General features: G+C 58.9%; 18 protein-coding genes. 8 read left to right on the forward strand and 10 right to left on the reverse strand.

Annotated elements, in window-relative coordinates; translation table 11 throughout:
* Positions 1-53: 53 nt before the first annotated feature.
* Positions 54-1,784 carry an ABC transporter transmembrane domain-containing protein gene (locus QQX03_RS01035; protein WP_285976926.1) on the reverse strand — a complete coding sequence of 577 codons (1,731 nt, stop codon included), beginning with the start codon at positions 1,782-1,784 and terminating at the stop codon, positions 54-56.
* 304 nt (positions 1,785-2,088) lie between these two features.
* Here QQX03_RS01035 and QQX03_RS01040 point away from each other — a divergent pair, with 304 nt between their 5' ends.
* Complete coding sequence (locus tag QQX03_RS01040; RefSeq protein WP_285976927.1) at positions 2,089-3,324, forward strand: polyhydroxyalkanoate depolymerase; 1,236 nt, start codon at positions 2,089-2,091, stop codon at positions 3,322-3,324.
* 11 nt (positions 3,325-3,335) lie between these two features.
* On the opposite strand, the gene QQX03_RS01045 is transcribed toward QQX03_RS01040, so the two are convergent.
* From QQX03_RS01045 to QQX03_RS01055, 3 genes are all read right to left on the reverse strand, one after another.
* Positions 3,336-3,917, reverse strand: coding sequence for a carboxymuconolactone decarboxylase family protein (locus tag QQX03_RS01045; RefSeq protein WP_285976037.1), 582 nt, complete (start codon positions 3,915-3,917; stop codon positions 3,336-3,338).
* Positions 3,917-5,098: an acetyl-CoA C-acyltransferase gene (locus tag QQX03_RS01050; RefSeq protein WP_285976038.1), complete on the reverse strand. Its 1,182-nt coding sequence runs from the start codon at positions 5,096-5,098 to the stop codon at positions 3,917-3,919. Before QQX03_RS01050 ends, QQX03_RS01045 begins: the two co-directional genes overlap by 1 nt.
* Positions 5,099-5,177: 79 nt before the next feature.
* On the reverse strand, positions 5,178-5,627 hold the full coding sequence (locus tag QQX03_RS01055) for a MaoC family dehydratase (protein ID WP_285976039.1): 450 nt from the start codon (positions 5,625-5,627) through the stop codon (positions 5,178-5,180).
* 223 nt (positions 5,628-5,850) lie between these two features.
* Here QQX03_RS01055 and QQX03_RS01060 point away from each other — a divergent pair, with 223 nt between their 5' ends.
* The 4 genes from QQX03_RS01060 (at position 5,851) to QQX03_RS01075 (ending at position 14,525) form a co-directional block, all read left to right on the forward strand.
* The gene (locus tag QQX03_RS01060; RefSeq protein WP_285976040.1) at positions 5,851-6,756 is read left to right on the forward strand and encodes a hypothetical protein; all 906 of its coding nucleotides are present in this window, start codon (positions 5,851-5,853) and stop codon (positions 6,754-6,756) included.
* Between the two features lie 229 nt (positions 6,757-6,985).
* Positions 6,986-11,638 (forward strand): glutamate synthase large subunit, encoded by a 4,653-nt coding sequence (gltB, locus tag QQX03_RS01065; RefSeq protein WP_285976041.1) that lies wholly within the window; start codon positions 6,986-6,988, stop codon positions 11,636-11,638.
* Positions 11,639-11,657: 19 nt separating this feature from the next.
* Positions 11,658-13,094, forward strand: a complete 1,437-nt coding sequence (locus QQX03_RS01070; RefSeq protein ID WP_285976042.1) for a glutamate synthase subunit beta — start codon at positions 11,658-11,660, stop codon at positions 13,092-13,094.
* Between the two features lie 108 nt (positions 13,095-13,202).
* Complete coding sequence (locus tag QQX03_RS01075; protein ID WP_285976043.1) at positions 13,203-14,525, forward strand: carbohydrate porin; 1,323 nt, start codon at positions 13,203-13,205, stop codon at positions 14,523-14,525.
* Between the two features lie 11 nt (positions 14,526-14,536).
* Here the strand turns inward: QQX03_RS01075 and QQX03_RS01080 are convergent, their stop codons facing one another.
* Genes QQX03_RS01080 through ung form a run of 3 tightly spaced genes read right to left on the reverse strand, consistent with a single transcriptional unit; the run spans position 14,537 to position 16,356 of the window.
* On the reverse strand, positions 14,537-15,322 hold the full coding sequence (locus QQX03_RS01080; protein WP_285976044.1) for an enoyl-CoA hydratase: 786 nt from the start codon (positions 15,320-15,322) through the stop codon (positions 14,537-14,539).
* A gap of 9 nt (positions 15,323-15,331) precedes the next feature.
* Positions 15,332-15,667 carry a TraR/DksA family transcriptional regulator gene (locus QQX03_RS01085; RefSeq protein WP_285976045.1) on the reverse strand — a complete coding sequence of 112 codons (336 nt, stop codon included), beginning with the start codon at positions 15,665-15,667 and terminating at the stop codon, positions 15,332-15,334.
* Between the two features lie 11 nt (positions 15,668-15,678).
* Positions 15,679-16,356, reverse strand: a complete 678-nt coding sequence (gene ung / locus QQX03_RS01090) for a uracil-DNA glycosylase (RefSeq protein ID WP_285976046.1) — start codon at positions 16,354-16,356, stop codon at positions 15,679-15,681.
* An 80-nt stretch (positions 16,357-16,436) separates the two neighbouring features.
* Here ung and QQX03_RS01095 point away from each other — a divergent pair, with 80 nt between their 5' ends.
* Genes QQX03_RS01095 through QQX03_RS01105 form a run of 3 tightly spaced genes read left to right on the forward strand, consistent with a single transcriptional unit; the run spans position 16,437 to position 18,293 of the window.
* Positions 16,437-17,057, forward strand: coding sequence for a ribonuclease D (locus tag QQX03_RS01095; RefSeq protein ID WP_285976047.1), 621 nt, complete (start codon positions 16,437-16,439; stop codon positions 17,055-17,057).
* Between the two features lie 25 nt (positions 17,058-17,082).
* Positions 17,083-17,748 carry an LPS export ABC transporter periplasmic protein LptC gene (locus QQX03_RS01100; RefSeq protein WP_285976048.1) on the forward strand — a complete coding sequence of 222 codons (666 nt, stop codon included), beginning with the start codon at positions 17,083-17,085 and terminating at the stop codon, positions 17,746-17,748.
* Positions 17,748-18,293: an LptA/OstA family protein gene (locus tag QQX03_RS01105; RefSeq protein WP_285976049.1), complete on the forward strand. Its 546-nt coding sequence runs from the start codon at positions 17,748-17,750 to the stop codon at positions 18,291-18,293. The genes QQX03_RS01100 and QQX03_RS01105 overlap by 1 nt, the downstream gene beginning before the upstream one ends.
* Positions 18,294-18,296: 3 nt before the next feature.
* Here the strand turns inward: QQX03_RS01105 and holA are convergent, their stop codons facing one another.
* The 3 genes from holA to leuS are packed head-to-tail and all read right to left on the reverse strand — an operon-like array spanning position 18,297 to position 22,353.
* Positions 18,297-19,337, reverse strand: a complete 1,041-nt coding sequence (gene holA / locus QQX03_RS01110) for a DNA polymerase III subunit delta (RefSeq protein ID WP_285976050.1) — start codon at positions 19,335-19,337, stop codon at positions 18,297-18,299.
* Positions 19,334-19,837: an LPS assembly lipoprotein LptE gene (lptE, locus tag QQX03_RS01115; protein ID WP_285976051.1), complete on the reverse strand. Its 504-nt coding sequence runs from the start codon at positions 19,835-19,837 to the stop codon at positions 19,334-19,336. The genes holA and lptE overlap by 4 nt, the downstream gene beginning before the upstream one ends.
* Entirely contained in the window at positions 19,837-22,353 is a 2,517-nt protein-coding gene (leuS, locus tag QQX03_RS01120; RefSeq protein WP_285976052.1) for a leucine--tRNA ligase, read from the reverse strand. Before leuS ends, lptE begins: the two co-directional genes overlap by 1 nt.

The raw sequence follows: 22,353 nt of genomic DNA on the forward strand, positions 1-22,353 counted from the left end.
TCCCGCGCCGTCGTTTGTCGGAAATGTGTGCAGTTGGTCGAGAATTGCGGGCTTCAAGCGGCCTCGTGCGAAGCAAATTGCAGCTTTGCCAAACGCGCGTAAAGCCCGCCTGCACTGGACAGTTGCTCATGCGTCCCTTGCTCGGCAATCCGGCCTTCATCGAGCACGATGATGCGGTTCGCTGCACGAACGGTCGCCAAGCGGTGCGCTATGACCAGCGTCGTGCGATCTTTCATCAGTTCATCGAGCGCTTGCTGAACCAATTGTTCGCTTTCGGCGTCCAGCGCGCTGGTCGCTTCATCAAGCAACAGAATCGGCGCATCGCGCAGCAATGCTCGCGCAATGGCGATGCGTTGCTGCTGCCCGCCTGAAAGGCGCGTGCCGCTTTCACCCAGATAGGTATCAAGCCCATCTGGCAAGTCGCGCAGGAAAGCCTCCGCATTGGCCGCGCGCGCCGCTTCCCAGATCTCTTCCTCGCTCGCGCCCCATTTGCCGTAGCGCAGGTTGTCGCGTGCGGTTGCGCTGAACAGCACGCCGTCTTGCGGAACAAAGGCGATGCGTTCGCGCACATCGGCTGGGTCGGCTCTGGTCAGCGGAATGCCATCCAAGCGAATGGTGCCGGCTTGCGGATCGTAAAACCGCTCTGCCAGCTGGAAAATGGTCGACTTGCCCGCACCTGATGGCCCGACAATGGCAACCGTTTCGCCCGGTTCGATTTCCAATGTGAAATCCTGTAGCGCGGCGGTTTCTGGACGCGTGGGATAGCGGAATGTGACATTACGGAATGACAATCCGCCGCGCGCCGGCATTGGCAAGGCTTGCGGCTTGTCCGGCGCGGCGATGGTCGGTTTGGCATTCAATAGCTCGTTCAGCCGGCTGGCCGCACCGGCCCCGCGCAAAAGATCGCCATAGACTTCGGTCAATGAACCGAATGAGCCGGCAACAATCCCGCCGGTCAGCACGAATGCAAAGATTGTCCCGCCGGAAATGGTCCCTTCAGAGACCGCGATGGCTCCGCGCCACATCATCAAGGTCACGCCGCCGAAAATCAGCACGATCACGATAGATGTCATCGCGGCGCGCAAAGCGATGCGCCGTTTTGCCGTCTGGAATGTACGTTCGACAGCACCGCCGAACCGCTCCGCTTCGCGCGTTTCCTGTCCAAACGCTTGCACAATCTTCATCGAAGAAAGCACTTCAGTCACCATTGCACCCACATCCGCGACACGATCCTGGCTCGAACGCGCGACAGAACGGATTCTGCGCCCGAACAGCATGATCGGTATGATGACGAGCGGTATGCCCATTAGTAGCCCCAGCGTGAGGTTAGGCACCAGGAACAGGAGCAATATCGTGCCGCCAATCGCGGTCAGCGTATTGCGCAAGGCGATAGAGACCGTCGTTCCGACAACCTGTTCGATAACCGCGGTGTCGCTGGTCATCCGGCTGGAGATTTCCTTGGGACTGTTCTCTTCGTAAAAGCTGGGCGACAAGCGCAGCAGATTGCGTTGCACCTGCAACCGGATATCGGCAACAACCCGTTCACCGATCCAGCTGACGAAGTAAAACCTCAGCGCCGTGCCGATTCCCAATACGAACACAATCATCAGCAGATATTGGAAAGCTTCGGCAATTTGCGCTGATCCTGCGGTGCCGCCAAAGGCTTCATCAATAATGACTTTGAATCGCCAGGGAATTGCCAGCGTAGCCGCCGCCGTGACGAGCAAAGCAACAAACGCCAGCAGAATCTGGCGAGGATATTTCGCCGCTGCCGCATAGACCATTTTCAGCGGCCCAAGCGATTTGGCCTTGGGCGGCTCGCTCGCCGCACCCTCAGCCTCGGCCTTGTTCCGGCGAAATAGTCCCTTGCGCGGCGGCTGGTTCTCGATTGTTTCGTTTTGCCCGTCCATTGCTTGTCACAGGTAGTCATACAAGCCGCAAATTTCACGTGATAATTCTGCATGCTTGCCATGCTATTCCGAGAACTGCGGAAAATTGTGCATTGCACAATGTCCTTGAAGGGTTCAAGAACCCTCTCCCAACCGCTCGGCAAGAGGCGGGATGCCTAACAACACACAGGGGAACGCCTTGCTTTACCACGCCTACGAGTTGCAAAGATCATGGCTCAACAGCGCGAGCGCAGTTGCTTCGATCGGCGCGGAATTTCTGACTAACCCGGCGAACCCGCTTTCCTATATGAGCGTGGGACCAATGGCAGCTTCGGCACTGGATGTTTTCGCTCATGCAACCGCGTCATACAGCAAGCCTGCCTTTGGCATCGAGTATGTCGAGGTCGATGGCGAACGCCATCCCGTGGAAGAGGCGACCGTCATCAATCGCCCTTTCGGTGATCTCAAGCGGTTTCGCCACACCGGTCTGCCCGAAAGTTCGCCGCGCCTGCTGATTGTCGCACCCATGAGCGGGCACTACGCCACGCTATTGCGTGGTACAGTCCAGCGCATGCTAGAAAGCTGTATTGTCTACATAACCGACTGGGCCGATGCGAAACTGGTGCCGATGCATGAAGGCACTTTCGATCTGGACGACTACATCGATTATCTTATCGCATTTCTCGAGCAGATCCGCGTCGAGGGCCAGGGCGACCGCCCGCATATGATGGCAGTTTGCCAGCCATCGGTCCCCGCTTTCGCCACTACCGCGCTGATGAACCTGCATAAGGACCCGGCGACGCCCAAGACCCTTACCATGATGGGCGGACCGATTGACACGCGCGAAAGCCCGACAACGGTGAACAATCTGGCCATGGAGCGCCCGATTGAATGGTTCCGGAATTCAGTGATTGCCACTGTTCCGATGAATTATCGCGGGTCAGGTCGCAAGGTTTATCCGGGCTTTATGCAGCTCGCGAGCTTCATGAGCATGAATCTGGGTAGCCACATGATGAGCCACTATGAGATGTTCAAGCATCTGACAGCGGGCGACGATGACAGCGCGCAGGCGACCAAGGATTTTTACGACGAGTATCGCAGCGTGTGCGACATGACTGCGGAATTCTATCTCCAGACTGTCGAGGAAGTGTTCCAGAAGCACTCGATCCCTAATGGCGAATTCCGCCACAAGGGCGAGATTGTCGATCTCGGCAAGATCACTGACACTGCGCTGCTCGCAATCGAAGGCGAGCGTGACGATATCTCTGGGCTGGGCCAGACAAAGGCCGCGCTGGATCTTGCGACGGGCCTGTCGGCCAAGAAAAAGCAATACTACATGGCCGAAGGCGCGGGGCATTACGGGATTTTCAACGGCAGCAAATGGCGCGATAAAGTCGCGCCGGTTGTCGAGGATTTCGTCGCCACCCACGGGTGACGATTGTTCCATCAGGAACGCAGGTCAGGATCGGCCTCGTCTTCGTCCTCCAACTGTATGCCAAGAGTGTTCAGGAACATTGAAACCTGCGTGTATTGGCCAACCGTGAAGGCCAAATCCATTCGGCCTTTGGTCCCCAACTCTTCGAGCGATACCCATGTCGCGTCAGACACGTGATGGTCCGAGACCAGCTCATCAGCCGCTCTCAGCATCGCCGCCTCGATGGGTGTCCAGCCTTCGGCGTCGGGTCCTTGCTTGATCCGAGCAATGTCCTCGTCAGTCAGACCACACATCTTGCCGATGCGAGTATGTTGCGCGAACTCATAACCTGACTTGCACAGCCAGCCGACCCGCAAGATCACAATCTCGCGCTCGCGTGGTTGCAGGCTGTTCCTTCTAGAAAGGATGTAATTGCCCCAGGCGAGAAACGCTGAGAGCGCGTCCGGCGCATGCGCCAGTGTACGAAAGATATTGAGCACGCGCCCGCCGCCAACCTTGTTGTCAGGGTTGGCGAAGGGAGCGAGTGCCTTCGCCTGCTCCTCGTCGAGCTGCTCGAGATCGAGCGGCAAGACACGAGGAGAGCGCAGACGCATTAATAAACCTCGAACATCCCGGCTGCGCCCATGCCGCCGCCGACACACATAGTCACGACGACATATTTCGCGCCGCGACGCTTGCCTTCGATCAGCGCGTGACCAACGCAGCGCGCGCCGGTCATGCCATAGGGGTGCCCGATCGAGATCGAGCCGCCATTGACGTTGAGAATGTCGTTGTCGATGCCCAGCTTGTCACGGCAATAGAGCACTTGCACAGCGAAAGCTTCGTTGAGTTCCCACAGGCCAACCTCGTCCATCTTGATACCGGTTTGCTTGAGCAGCTTCGGGATCGCGAAGACCGGGCCAATGCCCATTTCGTCAGGCTCCGTGCCGGCAACCGCCATGCCGACATAGCGGCCAAGCGGCTGCAAGCCCTTCTGCTCAGCGACCTTGGCTTCCATCAGAACGCTGGCCGACGAACCATCGGACAGCTGCGATGCGTTGCCTGCAGTGATGCACATGCCCGGGCCCATGACCGGCTGAAGCGATTGAAGGCCTTCCAGCGTGGTTGAAGGGCGGTTGCCCTCATCCTTGGTGATCGTGGTTTCGACCATCGAGACTTCGCCGGTCTCCTTGTCCTTGACCCCCATCGTGGTGGTGACAGGCACGATCTCGTCATCGAATTTGCCAGCTTCCTGACCAGCGGCCGTACGCATCTGCGATTGCAGCGCGTATTCGTCCTGCGCTTCGCGGCTGATATTGTAACGCTTGGCGACGGTTTCTGCCGTGCCGAGCATCGGCATATAGACGTCCTTGTGCATCGCGATCAGCGACTTGTCAGGGGCAACGCGCATTTCCGGGGTCTGGACCAAGGAAATCGAATCCTGACCGCCGCCAACAACGATATCCATATTGTCGACGATGATTTGCTTGGCGGCAGTGCTGATCGCCATCAGGCCCGAAGAGCACTGACGGTCAATCGTTTGCGCAGCCACGGATACTGGCGCACCGCCGCGCAGCGCGACCTGGCGGCCGATATTGCCCGCTTGTGTGCCTTGCGTCAGGACCACGCCCCAGACCACATCGTCGATTTCACCGGCATCAATGCCTGAACGCTCGACAGCGGCTGCGAATGAGAACGAGCCGAGCGTTGCGCCCGGAGTTGCATTGAAACCGCCTTTGTAAGCGCGCCCAATTGGCGTGCGGGCGGTAGATACGATGACTGCATCACGTGACATAATGGGGGGTCCTTTCGAAAGGTAATACGATCCAGCCCCGCTGTCTGCGGAGCTTGATTTCGACTAAGATCCGGTCAGATCAGACGAAGAATTGCGTGATCCACTCGCACATCAGCGCGGGCTTATCCTCACCTTCGATCTCGATTGTGATTTCGGCTGTCTGCTGCCATTGCCCGGGGCGCTTTTCGATCATTTCGACCAGCTTCCAATGGCCGCGGATGCGCTTGCCGACGCGCACAGGTGCGATGAAGCGGGTTTTGTTGCCGCCATAGTTCACACCCATTTTCACGTTATCGATCTTGGGAATGTCGCTGTTTGCAGACAGATAGGGAATCATGGAGAGGGTCATGAAGCCGTGCACGATCGTGCCGCCGAACGGTGTCAGCTTGGCCTTCTCTTCATCAATATGGATGAATTGGTGGTCGCCTGTTGCGTCAGCGAACATGTTCACCTTGTCCTGAGTCATCTCGACCCATTCACTGGTGCCAATGTTTTCGCCGACCTTTGCTGCCAAATCCTGTGGGGTCATGGGACTCTCCTCCTCAATTCGTATGTAGCGGGCAAGACTCGCCCGCATGTTGCAATCTACATGGCGCATCAGCGCCAAGAGCGCAATGAGCTTTCCGTAAACGTCAACCTGCCGTTACGGAATCGCGCCTCAAAACACCGGTTTCCAGCCCTGCAAGCGCCAATCGAGACGCCATTGGCGGCGTTAGCGGGCTATTTACCCTGATCCGCTAGGCTCCCGACCTATGGGCTATTCAGATATCTCGACACGCAAAGCGCCTCTCAGCCGCCATCCGGCTTTCATGCCGTTGATCGCTGCATGGCTCGCGGCTCTGCTGGGCGGAAGTATGGCAGTGCTGCCGGCTGGCATGATCAATGCTGGATTGGCGCAAGCACCGTTCGCCCTGCCGGCCTTCGCAGCAAGCCAGATCGCGATAGCAGGACTTGCAGCGATTCTAGGTGCCGGCCTGGGTTGGGCCGCAGCGCGTGCGGTCTATGCCGTGCAGCACCGCCCTGAAAAGTCCGCCTCTGCCATCGAGCATGCCGTTAGCGACACCGAGGAATCTGAGGTCGTTGAAGCAAAGCAGATCGAACCCCTGCGCATCTTCCAGTTGGAAGAATGCGCACAGCCTGTGGTTGAGCAGGAGGTCGTCGAAGCCGAGGTGATCGAAGCGGAGGTTTTTGAAGACCATGTTACCGTTCAAGAACAGGTAGCTGATGACATAGCGCCAGTGCCTCAACCCTATGACGACGCGCCTTTCTATGCCGACGTCGGCCTGAGCGAATTGCTGGGTGCGCCGCGGGTCGAAGATGCCGAACAGAATGAGACAGCAATTTTATCAGGCATGGCAACGGGACAGATCGCGGTCATGGAGCCTGAGCAAGAGACCAAGCCAGAAACCACGCCGCCGCCTGTTTCCACTCAGCCGCAGGCAAAACTTCCGCAGCACGGCAAGGCAGTGAACCTGTTGCGTGCACACGACACCCGGAAACTGGCCATGCCGCAACTGATTGAGCGCTTCGCGGTTGCTCTGGATGACCAACGCCGGCTCGCAGAGAACGCCGCGCATAGCTATTCTCCGCCACTGCCGCCGGCAAGCCTTACACAGCGTTTGCGGGCGTTGGTCGGGGATGCACAGCCCGCCGAGTAGCCCTTTGCCGGCGGATCGAGCCCGGGACCCGTTCCCTGCTAGCTAAAGCTCAACCATAGTCGGCTGAAATATTGCTAGCCTCTTCGCAGTTGCAAAAATCATTTCATGTCGCCATGAGGGCATTGAGCGATGGAAAAGCTGCGCCAAGCAGCATCCGGGATTTCGCTTAATTGCCGGACAGCGTCTACGTGCGCGGTCGCACCCCGGCATCTGACATGATGGAGTTTGAATGGGATACCCAGCGCCCCAGGGCTTGTATGACTCGCGCAACGAACACGACGCCTGTGGTGTCGGATTTGTCGCGCATATCAAAGGCGTGGCTTCGCACGATATCGTCACGCAAGCGTTGGAAATTCTCAAGAATATCGATCACCGCGGTGCTGTCGGCGCCGATCCGCTGCTGGGTGATGGTGCGGGAATCCTGCTGCAAATCCCCGATCCGCTGATCCGCAAATGGGCGGATTCGCAAGGCCATGATCTGCCTGCTCCCGGCGATTACGCAGTGGCGATGTGCTTCATGCCACAGGACGAAGCGGCGCGCGCTTTTGTAACCGAACAGTTCGAGCGGTTTACTGCAAAAGAGGGCCAGACACTGATCGGCTGGCGCGATGTGCCGGTAAATCTGGGTGGCTTGGGCAAAGCTGTGGTCGATTCGATGCCGGTGATCCAGCAAGCGATCATCGCCCGCGGAGACAATTGCGCGGATCAAGACGCGTTCGAGCGCAAAGTAATCGTGATCCGCAAGCAGACACTCAATCCGCTGAACGCGCAGGCGGAAAAACACGATCTGCCGAGCCTGACTGATACCTATATCCCGAGCTTCTCAAGCCGGACGATTGTTTACAAGGGCCTGTTGCTCGCCAATCAGGTGGGCAGTTTCTTCGATGATCTGCGCGATCCCGATTGCGTGAGCGCGCTGGGCCTGGTGCATCAGCGGTTCAGTACCAATACCTTCCCCAGCTGGCGCCTGGCGCACCCCTATCGCATGATTGCGCACAATGGCGAGATCAACACGGTTCGCGGCAATGTGAACTGGATGAATGCGCGCCGCCGTACGATGGAATCGCATCTGCTCGGCGCGGATCTCGACAAGATGTGGCCGCTGATCCCACACGGTCAGTCTGACACCGCATGCCTCGACAATGCGCTCGAACTGCTGCTCGCAGGCGGGTACAGCCTGGCGCATGCAATGATGATGCTTATGCCCGAAGCCTGGGCCAAGAATGATTTGATGGATGCCAAACGCCGGGCGTTCTACGAATATCACGCCGCGTTGATGGAGCCATGGGATGGCCCGGCCGCGGTGGCATTCACCGATGGCCGGCAGATCGGCGCGACACTGGATCGCAATGGTCTGCGCCCCGCGCGCTTCTGTGTAACAAAGGACGATATCGTCTGTCTCGCGTCGGAAAGCGGCGTGCTGCCGTTTGCCGAGGATGACATCATCCGCAAATGGCGCTTGCAGCCGGGCAAGATGCTGTTGATCGATTTCGAGCAGGGTCGCATCATCGAAGATGCCGAGCTGAAGGCCGATCTTGCCAGCGCACAGCCTTACGAAAAGTGGCTGAGCCAAGCGCAATACAAGCTCGACGATCTGGATGTGGTCGACCCCGAGTTCGCCCAGCTTCCGCAAGACGAGAATCAGGATACGCCGACACTGCTGCAAGCGCAGCAGGCGTTCGGCTACACGCAGGAAGACATCGCCAAATTCCTGGAGCCGATGGCGGTGCGCGGGGAAGACCCGATTGGTTCGATGGGCACGGACACGCCGATTGCGGTGCTCTCTAACCGCAGCCGCCTGCTATATGATTATTTCAAACAGAACTTCGCGCAGGTCACAAACCCGCCGATTGACCCGATCCGCGAAGAGCTGGTGATGAGCCTGCTCTCGATGATCGGTCCGCGACCGAACCTGCTCGGTATGGACGCCGGCACGCACAAACGTTTGGAAATCAGCCAACCGATCCTCACCAACGAAGATCTCGCCAAGATCCGCTCTGTTGAGGTCGCATTGGATGGCGCGTTCCGAACCGAAACCATCGATATGACCTGGCGCGCCAGCAAGGGGCCCAAGGGCCTCAAAATGGCGCTGAAGGAAATGTGCTGGGCCGCGACCGAGGCTGTGCTGCAGGACAAGAACATTCTTGTGCTGTCAGACCGCAAGCAAGGGCCCGACCGGATTCCGATGCCTGCACTTCTCGCAACCGCCGCTGTGCACCACCATCTGGTGCGTCAGGGTCTGCGTATGCAAACCGGGCTTGTGGTCGAAACAGGCGAAGCCCGCGAGGTGCATCATTATTGCGTGCTGGCAGGCTACGGCGCGGAGGCGATCAATCCCTATATCGCGTTTGAGACACTGGAAGATTTGCGCGCCAGAAAGCACAGCGATCTTTCCCCCGCCGACGCGCAGAAGAACTATATCAAGGCTGTCGGCAAAGGCATTCTGAAGGTCATGTCCAAGATGGGCATTTCGACCTACCAGTCATACTGCGGTGCGCAGATCTTCGATGCGGTCGGCCTGTCCAGCGAATTCATCGATAGCTATTTCACAGGTACGGCAACCACAATCGAGGGCGTAGGCTTGAAGGAAGTGGCCGAGGAAACCGTGCGTCGCCATGCGCAGGCCTATGGCAACAATCCTTTGTACAAGAACATGCTCGATGTGGGCGGTATCTACCAGTATCGCTTGCGCGGTGAAGAACACGCATGGACGCCGGAGAACGTCGCGTTTCTGCAGCACGCGGTGCGCGGCGACAGGCCGAAGGATTACGAGGCTTTTGCCAAGTCGATCAACGAGCAGTCGGAGCGGCTGCTGACAATCCGCGGGTTGATGGAATTCAAGAAGGCAGACGAGGCAATCCCGCTTGACGAGGTCGAGCCTGCTAGCGAAATCGTGAAGCGTTTCAGCACCGGCGCGATGAGTTTCGGCTCGATCAGCCATGAAGCGCACTCGACCCTTGCCATCGCGATGAACCGCATTGGCGGTCGTTCGAACACCGGTGAAGGCGGCGAAGAGCCAGAGCGGTTCAAGCCGATCGAAAATGGCGATTCGATGCGCAGCCGGATCAAGCAGGTTGCCAGTGGCCGATTTGGCGTGACTACCGAATATCTCGTCAATTCCGACGATATCCAGATCAAGATGGCGCAAGGCGCGAAGCCCGGTGAAGGCGGCCAATTACCCGGCCACAAGGTCGATAAGCGGATTGGCGCAGTGCGCCATTCAACCCCGGGCGTGGGCCTGATCAGTCCGCCACCGCACCACGACATCTATTCGATCGAAGATCTGGCGCAGCTGATCCACGATCTCAAGAACACCAACCCGGTCGCGCGCATTTCGGTAAAGCTCGTTTCCGAAGTGGGCGTGGGCACTGTTGCTGCCGGCGTTTCGAAGGCGCGTGCAGACCATGTGACAATTGCGGGCTATGATGGCGGTACAGGTGCGTCACCTTTGACCAGTCTGACTCATGCCGGATCGCCATGGGAAATCGGCCTGGCCGAGACGCAGCAGACTTTGCTGCTCAATGATTTGCGCAGCCGCATTGCCGTACAAGTCGATGGCGGCCTGCGCACCGGGCGTGATGTTGCCATCGGCGCGCTGCTGGGTGCTGACGAATTCGGCTTTGCCACAGCCCCGTTAATCGCGGCGGGCTGTATTATGATGCGCAAGTGCCATCTGAATACCTGCCCCGTGGGCGTGGCGACGCAAGACCCCGTGCTGCGCGCGCGCTTTACCGGCCAGCCGGAACATGTGGTCAATTACATGTTCTTCGTTGCGGAGGAATTGCGCCAGATCATGGCGGAGTTGGGCTTCCGCACTGTCGAGGAAATGATCGGCCGGGTCGACAAGCTCGATATGCGGCGGGTGGATCGCCACTGGAAAGCGGCAGGGGTCAATCTCACGCGCTTGCTGACCAAGGTCGATCTTCCTGAAGGCGCGCCGCTGTACAACACGGAAACGCAGGATCACGGCCTTTCAGGCGCGATGGACAACGAGCTGATTGAAGCATGCAAGGACGCGATCAGCGAAGGCAAGCCGGTGCAGTTGACCCGCGAAATTCGCAATGTGAACCGCACTGTCGGCACAATGTTGTCAGGCGAAATTGCAAAGGCCTATGGCCACTCAGGCCTGCCCGCTGACACGATCCGCATCAATCTGACCGGTGTAGCGGGCCAAAGCTTCGCCGCATGGCTCGCGCATGGTGTAACGCTCGATCTGTCGGGTGATGCCAATGACTATGTTGGCAAGGGGTTATCAGGCGGGCGTGTTATCGTGAAGCAGCCGGAAGGGATTGAGCGCGATCCGGCGGACAACATCATTGTTGGCAATACCGTGCTTTACGGCGCGATAGCGGGTGAAGCCTATTTCGAAGGCGTTGCGGGCGAACGTTTCGCGGTGCGCAATTCCGGCGCAATCGCTGTCGTCGAAGGGGCAGGCGATCACGCGTGCGAATATATGACTGGCGGCGTTGTAGTCGTGCTGGGCAAGACAGGTCGCAATTTTGCCGCAGGGATGAGCGGCGGCGTTGCCTATGTCTACGACCCTGAAGGCAGGTTCGCATCGCTCGTCAATCCGGCGCAAGTCGATCTGATACCGATGACCGCCGCGCAGGACGAAGAAGACGGCACAGGTCGGCCTTCTCAGCGTCCGCAATCAGTCAATGATTTCGGGATGGGCGACATGCTGCGCCACGATGCAGAACGACTGAAGATTCTGGTCGAGCGGCACAAGCTTCATACCGGCAGCAAGAAGGCCGCCGCGATCCTCGACAATTGGGATCAAGAGGTCTCCAAATTCGTCAAGGTGATGCCACGCGACTACGAACGCGCGCTGCGCCAACTCGAAGCCGAGCGTGAAGAAGCCGCTTCGGTTGCAGCAGAATAAGAATACGGGACGCTAGAACATGGGCAAGGATACAGGCTTCCTCGAACTCGACCGGCGCGAGCGCGATTATCTCGATCCGAAGGAGCGCTTGAACAATTACCGCGAATTTGTCTTGCAGCCAGATGATGCAACCCTGCAAGCGCAGGCGAGCCGCTGCATGGATTGCGGCATTCCCTATTGTCACAACGGTTGCCCGGTTAACAACATCATCCCGGACTGGAACCATCTGGTATATGAAGGCGATTGGAAGAACGCCTTGGCCTTGCTCCATTCGACCAACAATTTCCCCGAGTTCACCGGCCGCATTTGCCCCGCGCCATGCGAGGCAAGCTGCACACTCAATATCACCGATCAGCCGGTGACGATCAAATCGATTGAATGTACGATTGTCGATCGCGGCTGGGAAGAAGGCTGGATCACGCCGCAAGTGCCGGAGAGGAAAACCGGCAAATCGGTTGCGGTCATCGGCTCCGGCCCGGCGGGTATGGCGTGCGCGCAACAATTGGCACGTGCGGGTCACACCGTCACGCTGTTTGAAAAGAATGACCGGATCGGCGGATTGCTGCGCTACGGCATTCCTGACTTCAAGATGGAAAAGCATCTAATCAACCGCCGCGCGGTGCAAATGGAAGCCGAAGGCGTCGAGTTCAAAACCAGCAAAGAGGTAGGCGTCGATGTGTCATTCAAGAGCCTGCAGGAAAACTACGACGCCGTAGTGCTTGCAGGCGGAGCAGAAGATGCCCGGCCACTGCAGATTCCCGGCGCAGAAATGACAGGCGTGCGCCTGGCGATGGAATTTCTGACCCAGCAGAATAAGCGCAATGCGGGCGACGATGAGCTACGCGCGGCACCGCGAGGTAGCTTGCTAGCCACCGGCAAGAAGGTGGTCGTAATCGGCGGCGGCGATACGGGCAGCGACTGTGTTGGCACATCCAACCGTCAGGGCGCGGAAAGCGTCGTGCAACTGGAGATCATGCCAAAGCCTCCTGAAAAGGAAGACAAGGCAATGACGTGGCCTGATTGGCCGCTCAAGCTGCGCACCTCGTCCAGTCATGAGGAAGGTGTTGAGCGAGACTGGGCCGTGCTGGCCAAGCGTGTTGTGGGTGATGGCGAAACCGTGACCGGACTGGAATGCGTGCGTGTCGAATGGAAAGACGGCCGTATGCAGGAGATCGAAGGCAGCGACTTCACTATCGAAGCCGATCTGATCCTGCTCGCCATGGGCTTTGTGGGGCCGAAGAAAGCGGGCCTACTTGATCAAACGGGTGTCGAGCTGACAGATCGCGGAAACGTTGCCGCGGACACAGAAAGCTACAAGACCAGCGTCGAGAATGTCTTCGCATGCGGCGATATGCGGCGGGGGCAGTCGCTGGTCGTCTGGGCCATCCGTGAAGGGCGCCAGGCTGCTCGCGCAGTAGACCAGGCACTGATGGGTGTATCTGAACTGCCACGCTAAGAACTTGTCCGTATTTCTCAAACCAGATGTCGGCCTCATACAATGCAAATGGTGAAAAATACTTCAGCCCTGTAAGTGGTTGAGAGAAAACGGACTTAGGGGAATGCAATGCGGGTCGCACTGCGTGCGCGGATTTCGCGCACTTTATTGGCAGCGAAGCCAACGCTTGGCGCAACGCTGCTGGCGGTTCTTATGGCAGCTCCAGCCCATGCCGGCGAAGAGACGAATAGCCCTGAAGTGACCGGCCCCGAACTGGATACTTCTGGGGTGGCGGCGCGAGACCCTTCAACCGCGGCCGTCGCGCCGGCTGCATCCACTCCTCCAGCGCCACCGCAAACCGACCCGGTCATGTTCAAGATCGTGGCCTCCCAATTTGTTGATACGCCGGTGCAAGGCGATGCGCCGAAGACCGTGCGCTATTCCGGCCGCGTCGACGGCTATATCGATATAAGCGGCGGAGTGTTCAGCGGCGATGATAGCCTGACATTGACGGTCCGGCCCGAATACACATGGGGCAAGGATTCTAACGGTGAGATTGGCCTGATCCCGAACAACACCGCGCTGTTTCGCGGCGAAGGAAAGGGTGATTTCGATCTATCCGTGAGCGTGTCCAAGCGCTGGAACTCCGGCGCAAAACTGACCGTGGGCAAAGTCAATGTGCTGGATCTGGGTGCAAAGCTGCCAGTGGTTGGCAGCGACGGGCACTACGGATTTCAGAACCTGTCGATGGCGCTTCCGCCTTCGGCGATCATTGCGAACACGCTGACCGGTGCTTTCCTGGAAGTGCCGACAGAGAAAGTGCTGTACCGCCTCTGGGTCTTCGACCCGGATTCGCAATATCAGCGCAGCGGGTTCGAGACCGCATTCGAAAGCGGCGTCGGTTTCCTCGGTTCGGTCACCTTTCCGGTCAAGGTCGGCGGAAAGCCGGGATATTACGCGCTCAAGCTATCCGGTTCGACCCGCGACGACATCAATGCCGATTCGCTGCCCGCGGCGCTGATCCCTTCGCCGGGATCGGGCTTCGGCAACAAGAGCGGCGAGTTTGCAGCCGTGTTTGCGGGATATCAGTATCTCGGCGTCTATCCGGAGGCGCCCGGCAAAGGCTGGGGCATTTTCGGGCAAGTCTATATCTCCAATGGCGATCCGACTTTCCTTGGTCGCAGCGCGATGCTGGGCATTTCAGGCAATCCGCGTTTCCGCCCGCAAGACCACTTTGGCGCGGCCTGGTTCCGCTATTCGATCACCAATGGCCTCGTCCGCGCGCTCGACCAACGCCTCGCGCTGCAAGACGAAGAGGGCGTCGAGTCTTTCTACACACTTGGCCTTAGCGACAATTTTGAAATCACTGCCAATGTGCAGGTGATCGACAGCGCGGTGAGCGCGCGCGACACCGGCATCATGGCGGGGCTTAGGCTGACGGCGAGTTTCTAACCCCGCTCGGTTTAGCCCTGCTTCCTCGCCCGCTCTTGCACGGCGGCGCGGCGAGCCTCTACTGCCTCAGGCGTAACAGCTGAATTTGCAGCGGATGACAGTTGCGCCTCCAGCGCCATACCGTTTGCAAAGCTTTGCGCATAGCCATCGTCGATCAGCCGCTTGTATTGCGCCAGAAAGGTCGGATCGATGCTCGCCATATCGGCGGCCAGTTTTCTGGCGAGCGGCAGCAATTCTTCCGGCTCGACTACGTGGTTCACCAATCCCCATTCCTTCGCTGTATGTGCATCCAGGAAATTGCCCGTAAAGCTTAGCTCTTTCGCGCGGCTGATCCCGATCATCCGCGAGAGTTTTTGCGACAGGCCCCAGCCAGGAACGATCCCGACGCGGGCATGCGTATCTGCAAAGCGGGCATTGCTGGCCGCGATCAGGACATCGCAGGCAATGGCGACTTCGAACCCGCCCGTGATCGCCACGCCATTAATCGCCCCGATCACAGGTTTGCGGCACAGCTCGATCGCTTTGACCGGATTTTCATCCGCGCCCTTGGCATTGGCTGCGCCCAGCGCCCCCTCTTGCGATCCCAATTCCTTCAGATCGAGCCCGGCAGTGAACGCCCGCTCCCCCGCGCCGGTCAGGATCACCACGCGCACGCTGTCATCCTCATCAACCTGCTTCATGACATGGTAGAGCCGCGAGCGTAGCGCTTTGGACAGCGCATTCATCGCTTCAGGGCGGTTGAGAGTGACCGTGGCCACATTGTCGCTGATCTCCAGCAGGACTGTATCTTCGCTCATTGCTCGCTCCTACTCCGTGCCACTCGCACACCCTACACAATTGGCCACGCTGGGATCATGCCTAAGGCGTTTGTCGGCGATTTCCTCCCCGCACTTTAGGCAATACCCCCATTCGCCATCTTCAATCCGTTCCAGCGCAGCCGATATCCGCAACCGTTCGGCCGCGCGACGGCGTTCGGTCGCTTGCGCCATGGCCTGTTGCTGCATCGCGTCCATCCGGCTCAATCGTCCGACGCTGTCTTGCTGCAATTCCACTGTATCGCGCGAGTCCGCGTTGGATGCATCTTCACGGTCCAGCTCTTCGCGGCGGGCGATCAAGGCTTTGCGGGCTTCTTGTTCATTCATCTAAGCCATGCTTACCATTCGATGGCCCCGCGTCCATGCCGCTCAAGAAACGCGTTTGCCTGGCTGAATGGCTTTGAGCCAAAGAACCCGCGATGTGCCGAGAGCGGGCTTGGGTGTGGGCTCTTGATGACCAAATGATGATCTGCGCTGCCCAGGCCGCGAACACGGCTCGCCTTCTTTTGTGCATGGCTGCCCCACAAAATGAACACCGTTGGCAGACCCTGCCCCACCACCGCCGCGACGCAGGCATCGGTTATAGCATCCCAGCCGCGCCCGGCATGGCTGCCCGCCTGTCCCGATTCGACAGTCAGCGTGTTGTTGAGGAGCAGCACACCCTGTTTGGCCCAGCGTGTCAGGTCACCACTCGCAGGCGGTGCTACACCCAGATCAGCCTCAATCTCCTGATAAATATTGCGCAGGCTTGGCGGCAGTTTCACGCCTTCGCGGACAGAGAAAGACAGACCATGCGCCTGGCCCGGCCCGTGGTAAGGGTCTTGCCCCAGGATCACGACCCGCACCCGGTCAAGCGGCGTCATCGCGAGCGCCGCCAGACGTTCACCGCGCGGCGGGAAGATCGCCTTGCCCGCACCTTCCTGCGCGCGCAGCCAGCCGCCTAGTTTGCGCGCTTCAGGGGTTTGCAGGGCTGGCTCCAATGCGCCACGCCAACTGTCCGGGATCGTATCGGTCATGACGCAAGAATAGGCCTCTGTGATGCGTTACGTCACCACCCCTTTCCCTCTTTCCCCAATCGGCGTAAGGCGAATGGCCTATGACAGTACATTTTCACAAAGAAGACCTGCCCGCTGGCGTGCTCGCCGGAGACGCGCCTTTGGCCGTCGACACAGAGACCATGGGCCTGATCACGCACCGCGATCGGTTGTGCGTGGTGCAGATCAGTGATGGCAGCGGCGATGAACACCTTGTGCGCTTTGGCCCGGACAGTTCGTATGATGCGCCCAATCTCAAGGCCCTGCTCGCCGATGAAAGCCGCCTGAAACTGTATCACTTTGCGCGTTTTGATCTGGCCGCGATCGAGCACTATCTGGGCGTTGTGGCAGCACCGGTGTTCTGCACCAAGATCGCCAGCAAGCTCGTGCGGACATACACGGACCGGCACGGCCTGAAGAATCTGGTCGACGAAGTTTTGCATGAAAACCTGTCCAAGCAGCAGCAATCGTCTGATTGGGGCGGGCCGGACTTGAACGATGCCCAGCGTGAATATGCGGCGTCTGATGTGCGCTATCTGCACCGTTTGCGTGAAGAGCTGGTCAGGCGTCTCGAGCGCGAAGGTCGTTTGGACATTGCGCAGGCATGCTTTGACTTCCTGCCAACGCGTGCGCGGCTCGATATCGCTGGCTGGCCAGATCACGACATATTCAGCCACAGTTGATCTGTAAGAAGTATATCCCGCCAACATGGTCACTCACCGCCGTCTAGAAACCAATGAAGCCAAGCAGCTGCGCAACCAGCGACAGCATTTTGCTGCGCCCGGCGGTTCGCATGATCGCTTGGTGACATTTCTTGGCAAGGCTCTGCCCATGGGAGTGGGCATTGTCGCCGCGCTAATGATCATCACACCGCTATCACCGGGTACCGAAGTCAGCTTCCTGCTCGATCGCGACAAGGTGGCGATGATCGATGAGCGGCTGTCGGTTTCCAACGCTATGTATCGCGGGCAGGATGATGGTGGGCGGCCATTCTCTTTGACGGCGGGCGAAGCCGTTCAACGTTCAAGCCGCGAGGGCATCGTCCGGATGGAAGATATGATGGCGCAGATCCTGCTGCGCGACGGCCCTGCACGGATCAGCGCAGAAGGCGGCGCCTATGACATTGATGCGGAAGTGATGACGGTCGACGGGCCGCTGCGGCTTTCAGCTGCTGATGGATACACGATGACCGCGCGCGGGGTGTCGGTTGATTTACAATCGCGTGTGATGGTGGGCGATGGCCGGGTTGAAGGCGCAGTCCCTGCCGGCACCTTTGAGGCCGACCGTATCGAAGTTGACATTGACGAGCGCAAGATTTCCTTGCGCGGGAATGCCCGTTTGACCATGCGTCCGGGTGAATTGAGGGTACCGTAATGGCGAAGAATCTGGTCACTACATCTGCACGTTCAGCTGCAATCGGCTTTGTCGCCACGCTGGCCCTGTTCAGCGGGATCCAGCTCAATGCGCAAGCATTCTCTGGCCACGACTCGAACGCACCGGTGCAGATTGATGCGGGCGATATCGACGTGGACGACCGCGTGAATCGCGTGGTTATTGTGGGCGGTGTCGTTGCAAGACAAACCGGGTTAACGGTCCGCTCACAACGCATGCTGCTAAACTATGAAGATGAGGACAGCCTGTCGATTTCCCGTATCACCGCAACCGGCGGTGTGAATGTGCAACGTGGCAATGAGCGCGCGAGCGGCGATATCGCGGTCTATGATCTGCAGCGCCGTATCATCACAATGGCAGGCAATGTGACGCTTAGCCGCGGGGGCGACAATCTGCGTGGCGGGCGCCTGACGATCGATCTCAATTCAGGCCGGGCAAGCGTTGACGGACAAGCGGCAACAAATGGGGAAAGCTCAAGCGGGCGGGTAACCGGGACATTTACCGTCGCGGGAAGTGACGAAAACTAAAGGTTAGCGCCGGGCAGCAAACCGAGCGATTTCTGTCAGGCCTTGCGCCAGAAGCAGTTCGGCGGACTGACTGTTGCCAAGCAAATCCTTGTGCAATTGCATCAGCTTGGGGCCGAGCCGGTCAAGCTTTCGCCGGTGCCAGCTTCTCAATTGTTCCTGAATCTCGCGCTCTTCCTTCCAGAAGATGCCAAGCCTGGCCTTTGCACCGCGATCGAGCCCATCAAGCGATCCGCGCGGACCAAGTTGCGAAGTGATCTGCGCAAGCTGAGCCGAGCGCCGCTCTACCGCCAGCAAGACGCCAACCGGGTTCATGCCGTGCTCGCGCATCCGCTTTAGCTCTCCATCAAGCTTGCCCGTCTCGCCTTTGAGCACAGTATTGACCAGCGGCATGAAGCTGTCCTCTTCAGTCGCAGCGCCAACCGCTTCCAAGTCCTCTGCCGTTAGTGCGACCGGTGATTGTGGAGACGCATCGCAATAGGTCGCAAGCTTGATGATCTCTGATTGGGCGAGCCGCACATCTAGGCCAGCTGCGCGTGCAATGCGCTCAGCCAGATCGCCGCTCAGCCTCAGGCCAGCCGCATCAGCCATCTGCCGCACAGATCCGGCCACAGAGCCAAGGTCGGGCGGCCAGAACATTGCGACAAGTGCATCTTTACGCTTTTCCAGCAACTTGGCTGTGCGCGATTTGTCAGTCGCAGCCGTTGCAACCACCAGAACCGGTGCGGCCTCTCCGGCGCCCGCATCGCTTGTTTCGATCAGTGTTTTGAGCGCTTCATGCGCTTCGTCACCGTTGGCGCGAACATAGATGTGCCGCTTGCCACCGAAGAGCGAGCCTGAGCGGGCTTCATCTCCCAACAACGCCGGGTCTTTCTTCAGATCTCCGCCGCTTATTTCGATCCGCTCTCCCGCATCGGCAAGCAATTCAGTGACCGATTGCGCAGCAGCAGAGGCGCCCGCCTCATCAGGTCCGCAGAAGAAAAAGATACCGCATTGATCAACGGCGCGGCGTGCGGTGGAAGCAAAATCGCGCTGCGTTGCCTTCATTCGGCTCGCTCGACCTCACGCAAGGTCAGCGCAACCTGCCTCACCATTCGCTCGGCAACTTCACGGGCCAGATTCTCCAGCGCGGTTTGTTCAGCTGCGATGGTTGCATATTCGGAGGAAACGACATCGACACCCGCGTCCGATCCCGATGTCGCATCGAGCAAGATTGTGCCGCTGGTCAGATCGATCAGCTGATAGCGGGCACGCAATATGCGCCGTTCGCGGCTGATCGTATCATCGTTCAACACGCCCAAAGCTTCGAGCGAATCGTCTAACTGCACATCAAGACGATAGCGCGGTGCAATCTCAGTTCCGCTAAGCTGTAGCCGGTCATTCAGCGCATTGCGCACCAGCCACCCGTCGCGCCCTTGAATCGGAGCAACATCCACCGCGGCCAGTCCTTGCGCCACGGCATCGCCGGAACCGCCCGAATAGAGCGGCTGCAGCCCGCAAGCGGACAGCAGGAACAAGGCGAAAGAGGCGAAGGCAGCGCGTGTCATCAGGTGACAATATTGACCAAGCGGTCCGGGACTACAATCACCTTGCGGATTTCTGCCCCGTCTATCGAACGCTGCACCTTCTCACTGGCTAGCGCGAGCGCTTCCAGATCCTCTTTCGGCGCGCCTTTGGGCGCCGTCAGCGTATCGCGCAATTTGCCCATATGCTGGACAGCAATTGTAACCTCGTCCTCAACCAACATGGCCGGATCGACTTGGGGCCAGTCCGCCTCAGCGATAAGACCCTCGCCACCAAGCTTCGCCCAAGCTTCTTCTGCCAGATGCGGCATCATCGGCGAGACGAGCAGCAATATGGTGCGGATAGCAAAATTTCGATCTGCGCTTGGCGCAGCTTTCTCCGCCGCACCGGTCAGTTCGTAAATGCGCGCCACCGCCTTGTTGAAGCTCAATGCCTCGATATCGTCCGCGACCGCTGCAATGGATTGGTGCGCCTTGCGCGCCAGAGACTTGTCGTCACCGCTTGCCGCCGCGTCATATTGGCCGAACAACCTCCACAGACGCTGCACGAAACGGCCACAGCCCTCGATCCCGGCTTCGGACCATGGCAGGTCACGCTCTGGCGGGCTGTCTGACAGCATGAACCAGCGCGCCGCATCTGCGCCGTAAGTATCGATGATATTGTCCGGGTCGACCGTGTTCTTCTTCGACTTCGACATCTTTATGACGCGGCCGATATCAACCGGCTCCCCATCATCCTTCAGCAACGCCGCTTCACCCGTCCGAGTAACCTCGGCCGGTGTATAATAGACCGCACGCCCTCCGACTTGGCGCGAGTATGTCTCATGCGTAACCATTCCCTGCGTAAACAGGCTGGCGAAAGGCTCGGCGAAATTCAGCTTACCCAAGCGCTGCAAGGCCCGGGTCCAGAACCGTGCATAGAGCAGGTGCAGGATCGCGTGCTCGATCCCGCCAATATATTGCTCAACCGGCAGCCATTTGGCGACTTCTTCCGCGTCAAACGGCTTGTCCGCTGGCTGACTGGCAAAACGCAGGAAGTACCAGCTGGAGTTGGTGAAAGTGTCGAGCGTGTCGGTCTCGCGCTCCGCCTTGCCGCCGCATTTGGGGCAGTTTGTGTGCTTCCATGTGGGATGGCGCAGCAATGGATTGCCCGGTGTCGAGAAATCGACATCCTCGGGCAATTCAACCGGCAGCTGATCCTTCGGCACAGGCACCACGCCGCACGTCTCGCAATGAATGAACGGGATTGGCGTGCCCCAATAGCGCTGGCGGCTGACGCCCCAATCGCGCAGGCGCCACACAGTTGTGCCTTTGCCCCAGCCTTCGCTTTCGGCGCGCGCGTTTACCGCGGCCTTGGCCTCTTCAACGCTCATCCCGTCCAGGAAATCGGAGTTCACGCAAACACCATCGCTGGTGTCAGCTTCGGCCAAAGGATCGCCAGCATTGTCTGATGACGCGGCAATCACTCGGGTGATCGGCAATTCGTATTTGGTCGCAAATTCAAAGTCGCGCTGATCATGCCCCGGTACGCCCATGACCGCGCCGGTGCCGTAATCCATCAACACGAAGTTGGCGATGAAGACTGGCAGGGCTTCGCCGGTGAAGGGATGGCGCGCGGTGATGCTGGTTACAAAGCCGCGCTTCTCCATGGTTTCCAGTTCGGCAGCAGTCGTGCCGCCCTTCTTGCATTCTTCGATGAAACTCGCCGCATCGGGATTGTCCGCTGCCACTCGTTGCGCAATCGGATGATCGGCAGCGACTGCAACAAAGCTCGCGCCAAAGATCGTGTCGGGCCGCGTCGAATAAACCGGCAGCTTTTCACCGTTTGAAAGATCGAAGCTGAACTCCAGACCCGATGATTTGCCGATCCAGTTTTCCTGCATCAGCTTGACCTTGTCGGGCCAATTGTCGAGCGTGCCCAATCCGTCGAGTAGATCCTCGGCGAAATCGGTGATCTTGAGAAACCATTGGTCAAGCTTGCGCTTTTCGACTTCCGCACCCGAGCGCCAACCTTTGCCGTCGATTACCTGCTCATTCGCGAGCACAGTCATGTCAACCGGATCCCAGTTCACTTCGCTCTGGCGGCGATAGACCATGCCCGCTTCGTACATGTCGATGAACAGCGCCTGTTCGTGGCCGTAATATTCCGGATCGCAGGTCGCGAATTCGCGTGACCAGTCGAGCGCAAAACCGATGCGCTTCAACTGGCCTTTCATGTTTTCGATATTCTCGCGGGTCCAACCGCCCGGATGAACGCCTTTCTCCATCGCGGCATTTTCTGCCGGCATACCGAACGCGTCCCATCCCATCGGGTGGAGCACTTCGTGCCCGCGCATTTTCTTATAACGTGCCAGCACGTCCCCCATCGTGTAGTTGCGGACGTGCCCCATGTGGATGCGCCCCGAGGGGTAGGGGAACATCTCCAGCACATAGCTCTTCGGCTTCGCGCTATTGGAATCAGCGTGGAAAGTGCCCGCCTCTTCCCAGGCACGCTGCCAGCGGCCGTCGGCCTGGGACGGATCAAAACGCGTATCGGTCAT

The organism is Altererythrobacter rubellus (genome assembly GCF_030284385.1).
Taxonomy (GTDB): Bacteria; Pseudomonadota; Alphaproteobacteria; order Sphingomonadales; family Sphingomonadaceae; genus Erythrobacter; species Erythrobacter rubellus.

Bases quoted from the DNA above. Each gene is read 5' to 3' on its own strand.
- QQX03_RS01100 (WP_285976048.1), top strand. From the start codon at position 17,083: ATGGTCACTCACCGCCGTCTAGAAACCAATGAAGCCAAGCAGCTGCGC.
- lptE (WP_285976051.1), bottom strand. From the start codon at position 19,837: ATGACACGCGCTGCCTTCGCCTCTTTCGCCTTGTTCCTGCTGTCCGCT.
- ung (WP_285976046.1), bottom strand. From the start codon at position 16,356: ATGACCGATACGATCCCGGACAGTTGGCGTGGCGCATTGGAGCCAGCC.
- QQX03_RS01105 (WP_285976049.1), top strand. From the start codon at position 17,748: ATGGCGAAGAATCTGGTCACTACATCTGCACGTTCAGCTGCAATCGGC.
- QQX03_RS01035 (WP_285976926.1), bottom strand. From the start codon at position 1,784: ATGGTCTATGCGGCAGCGGCGAAATATCCTCGCCAGATTCTGCTGGCG.
- QQX03_RS01095 (WP_285976047.1), top strand. From the start codon at position 16,437: ATGACAGTACATTTTCACAAAGAAGACCTGCCCGCTGGCGTGCTCGCC.
- QQX03_RS01075 (WP_285976043.1), top strand. From the start codon at position 13,203: ATGCGGGTCGCACTGCGTGCGCGGATTTCGCGCACTTTATTGGCAGCG.
- QQX03_RS01050 (WP_285976038.1), bottom strand. From the start codon at position 5,098: ATGTCACGTGATGCAGTCATCGTATCTACCGCCCGCACGCCAATTGGG.
- QQX03_RS01080 (WP_285976044.1), bottom strand. From the start codon at position 15,322: ATGAGCGAAGATACAGTCCTGCTGGAGATCAGCGACAATGTGGCCACG.
- QQX03_RS01055 (WP_285976039.1), bottom strand. From the start codon at position 5,627: ATGACCCCACAGGATTTGGCAGCAAAGGTCGGCGAAAACATTGGCACC.
- QQX03_RS01045 (WP_285976037.1), bottom strand. From the start codon at position 3,917: ATGCGTCTGCGCTCTCCTCGTGTCTTGCCGCTCGATCTCGAGCAGCTC.
- gltB (WP_285976041.1), top strand. From the start codon at position 6,986: ATGGGATACCCAGCGCCCCAGGGCTTGTATGACTCGCGCAACGAACAC.
- holA (WP_285976050.1), bottom strand. From the start codon at position 19,337: ATGAAGGCAACGCAGCGCGATTTTGCTTCCACCGCACGCCGCGCCGTT.
- QQX03_RS01070 (WP_285976042.1), top strand. From the start codon at position 11,658: ATGGGCAAGGATACAGGCTTCCTCGAACTCGACCGGCGCGAGCGCGAT.
- leuS (WP_285976052.1), bottom strand. From the start codon at position 22,353: ATGACCGATACGCGTTTTGATCCGTCCCAGGCCGACGGCCGCTGGCAG.
- QQX03_RS01060 (WP_285976040.1), top strand. From the start codon at position 5,851: ATGGGCTATTCAGATATCTCGACACGCAAAGCGCCTCTCAGCCGCCAT.
- QQX03_RS01085 (WP_285976045.1), bottom strand. From the start codon at position 15,667: ATGAATGAACAAGAAGCCCGCAAAGCCTTGATCGCCCGCCGCGAAGAG.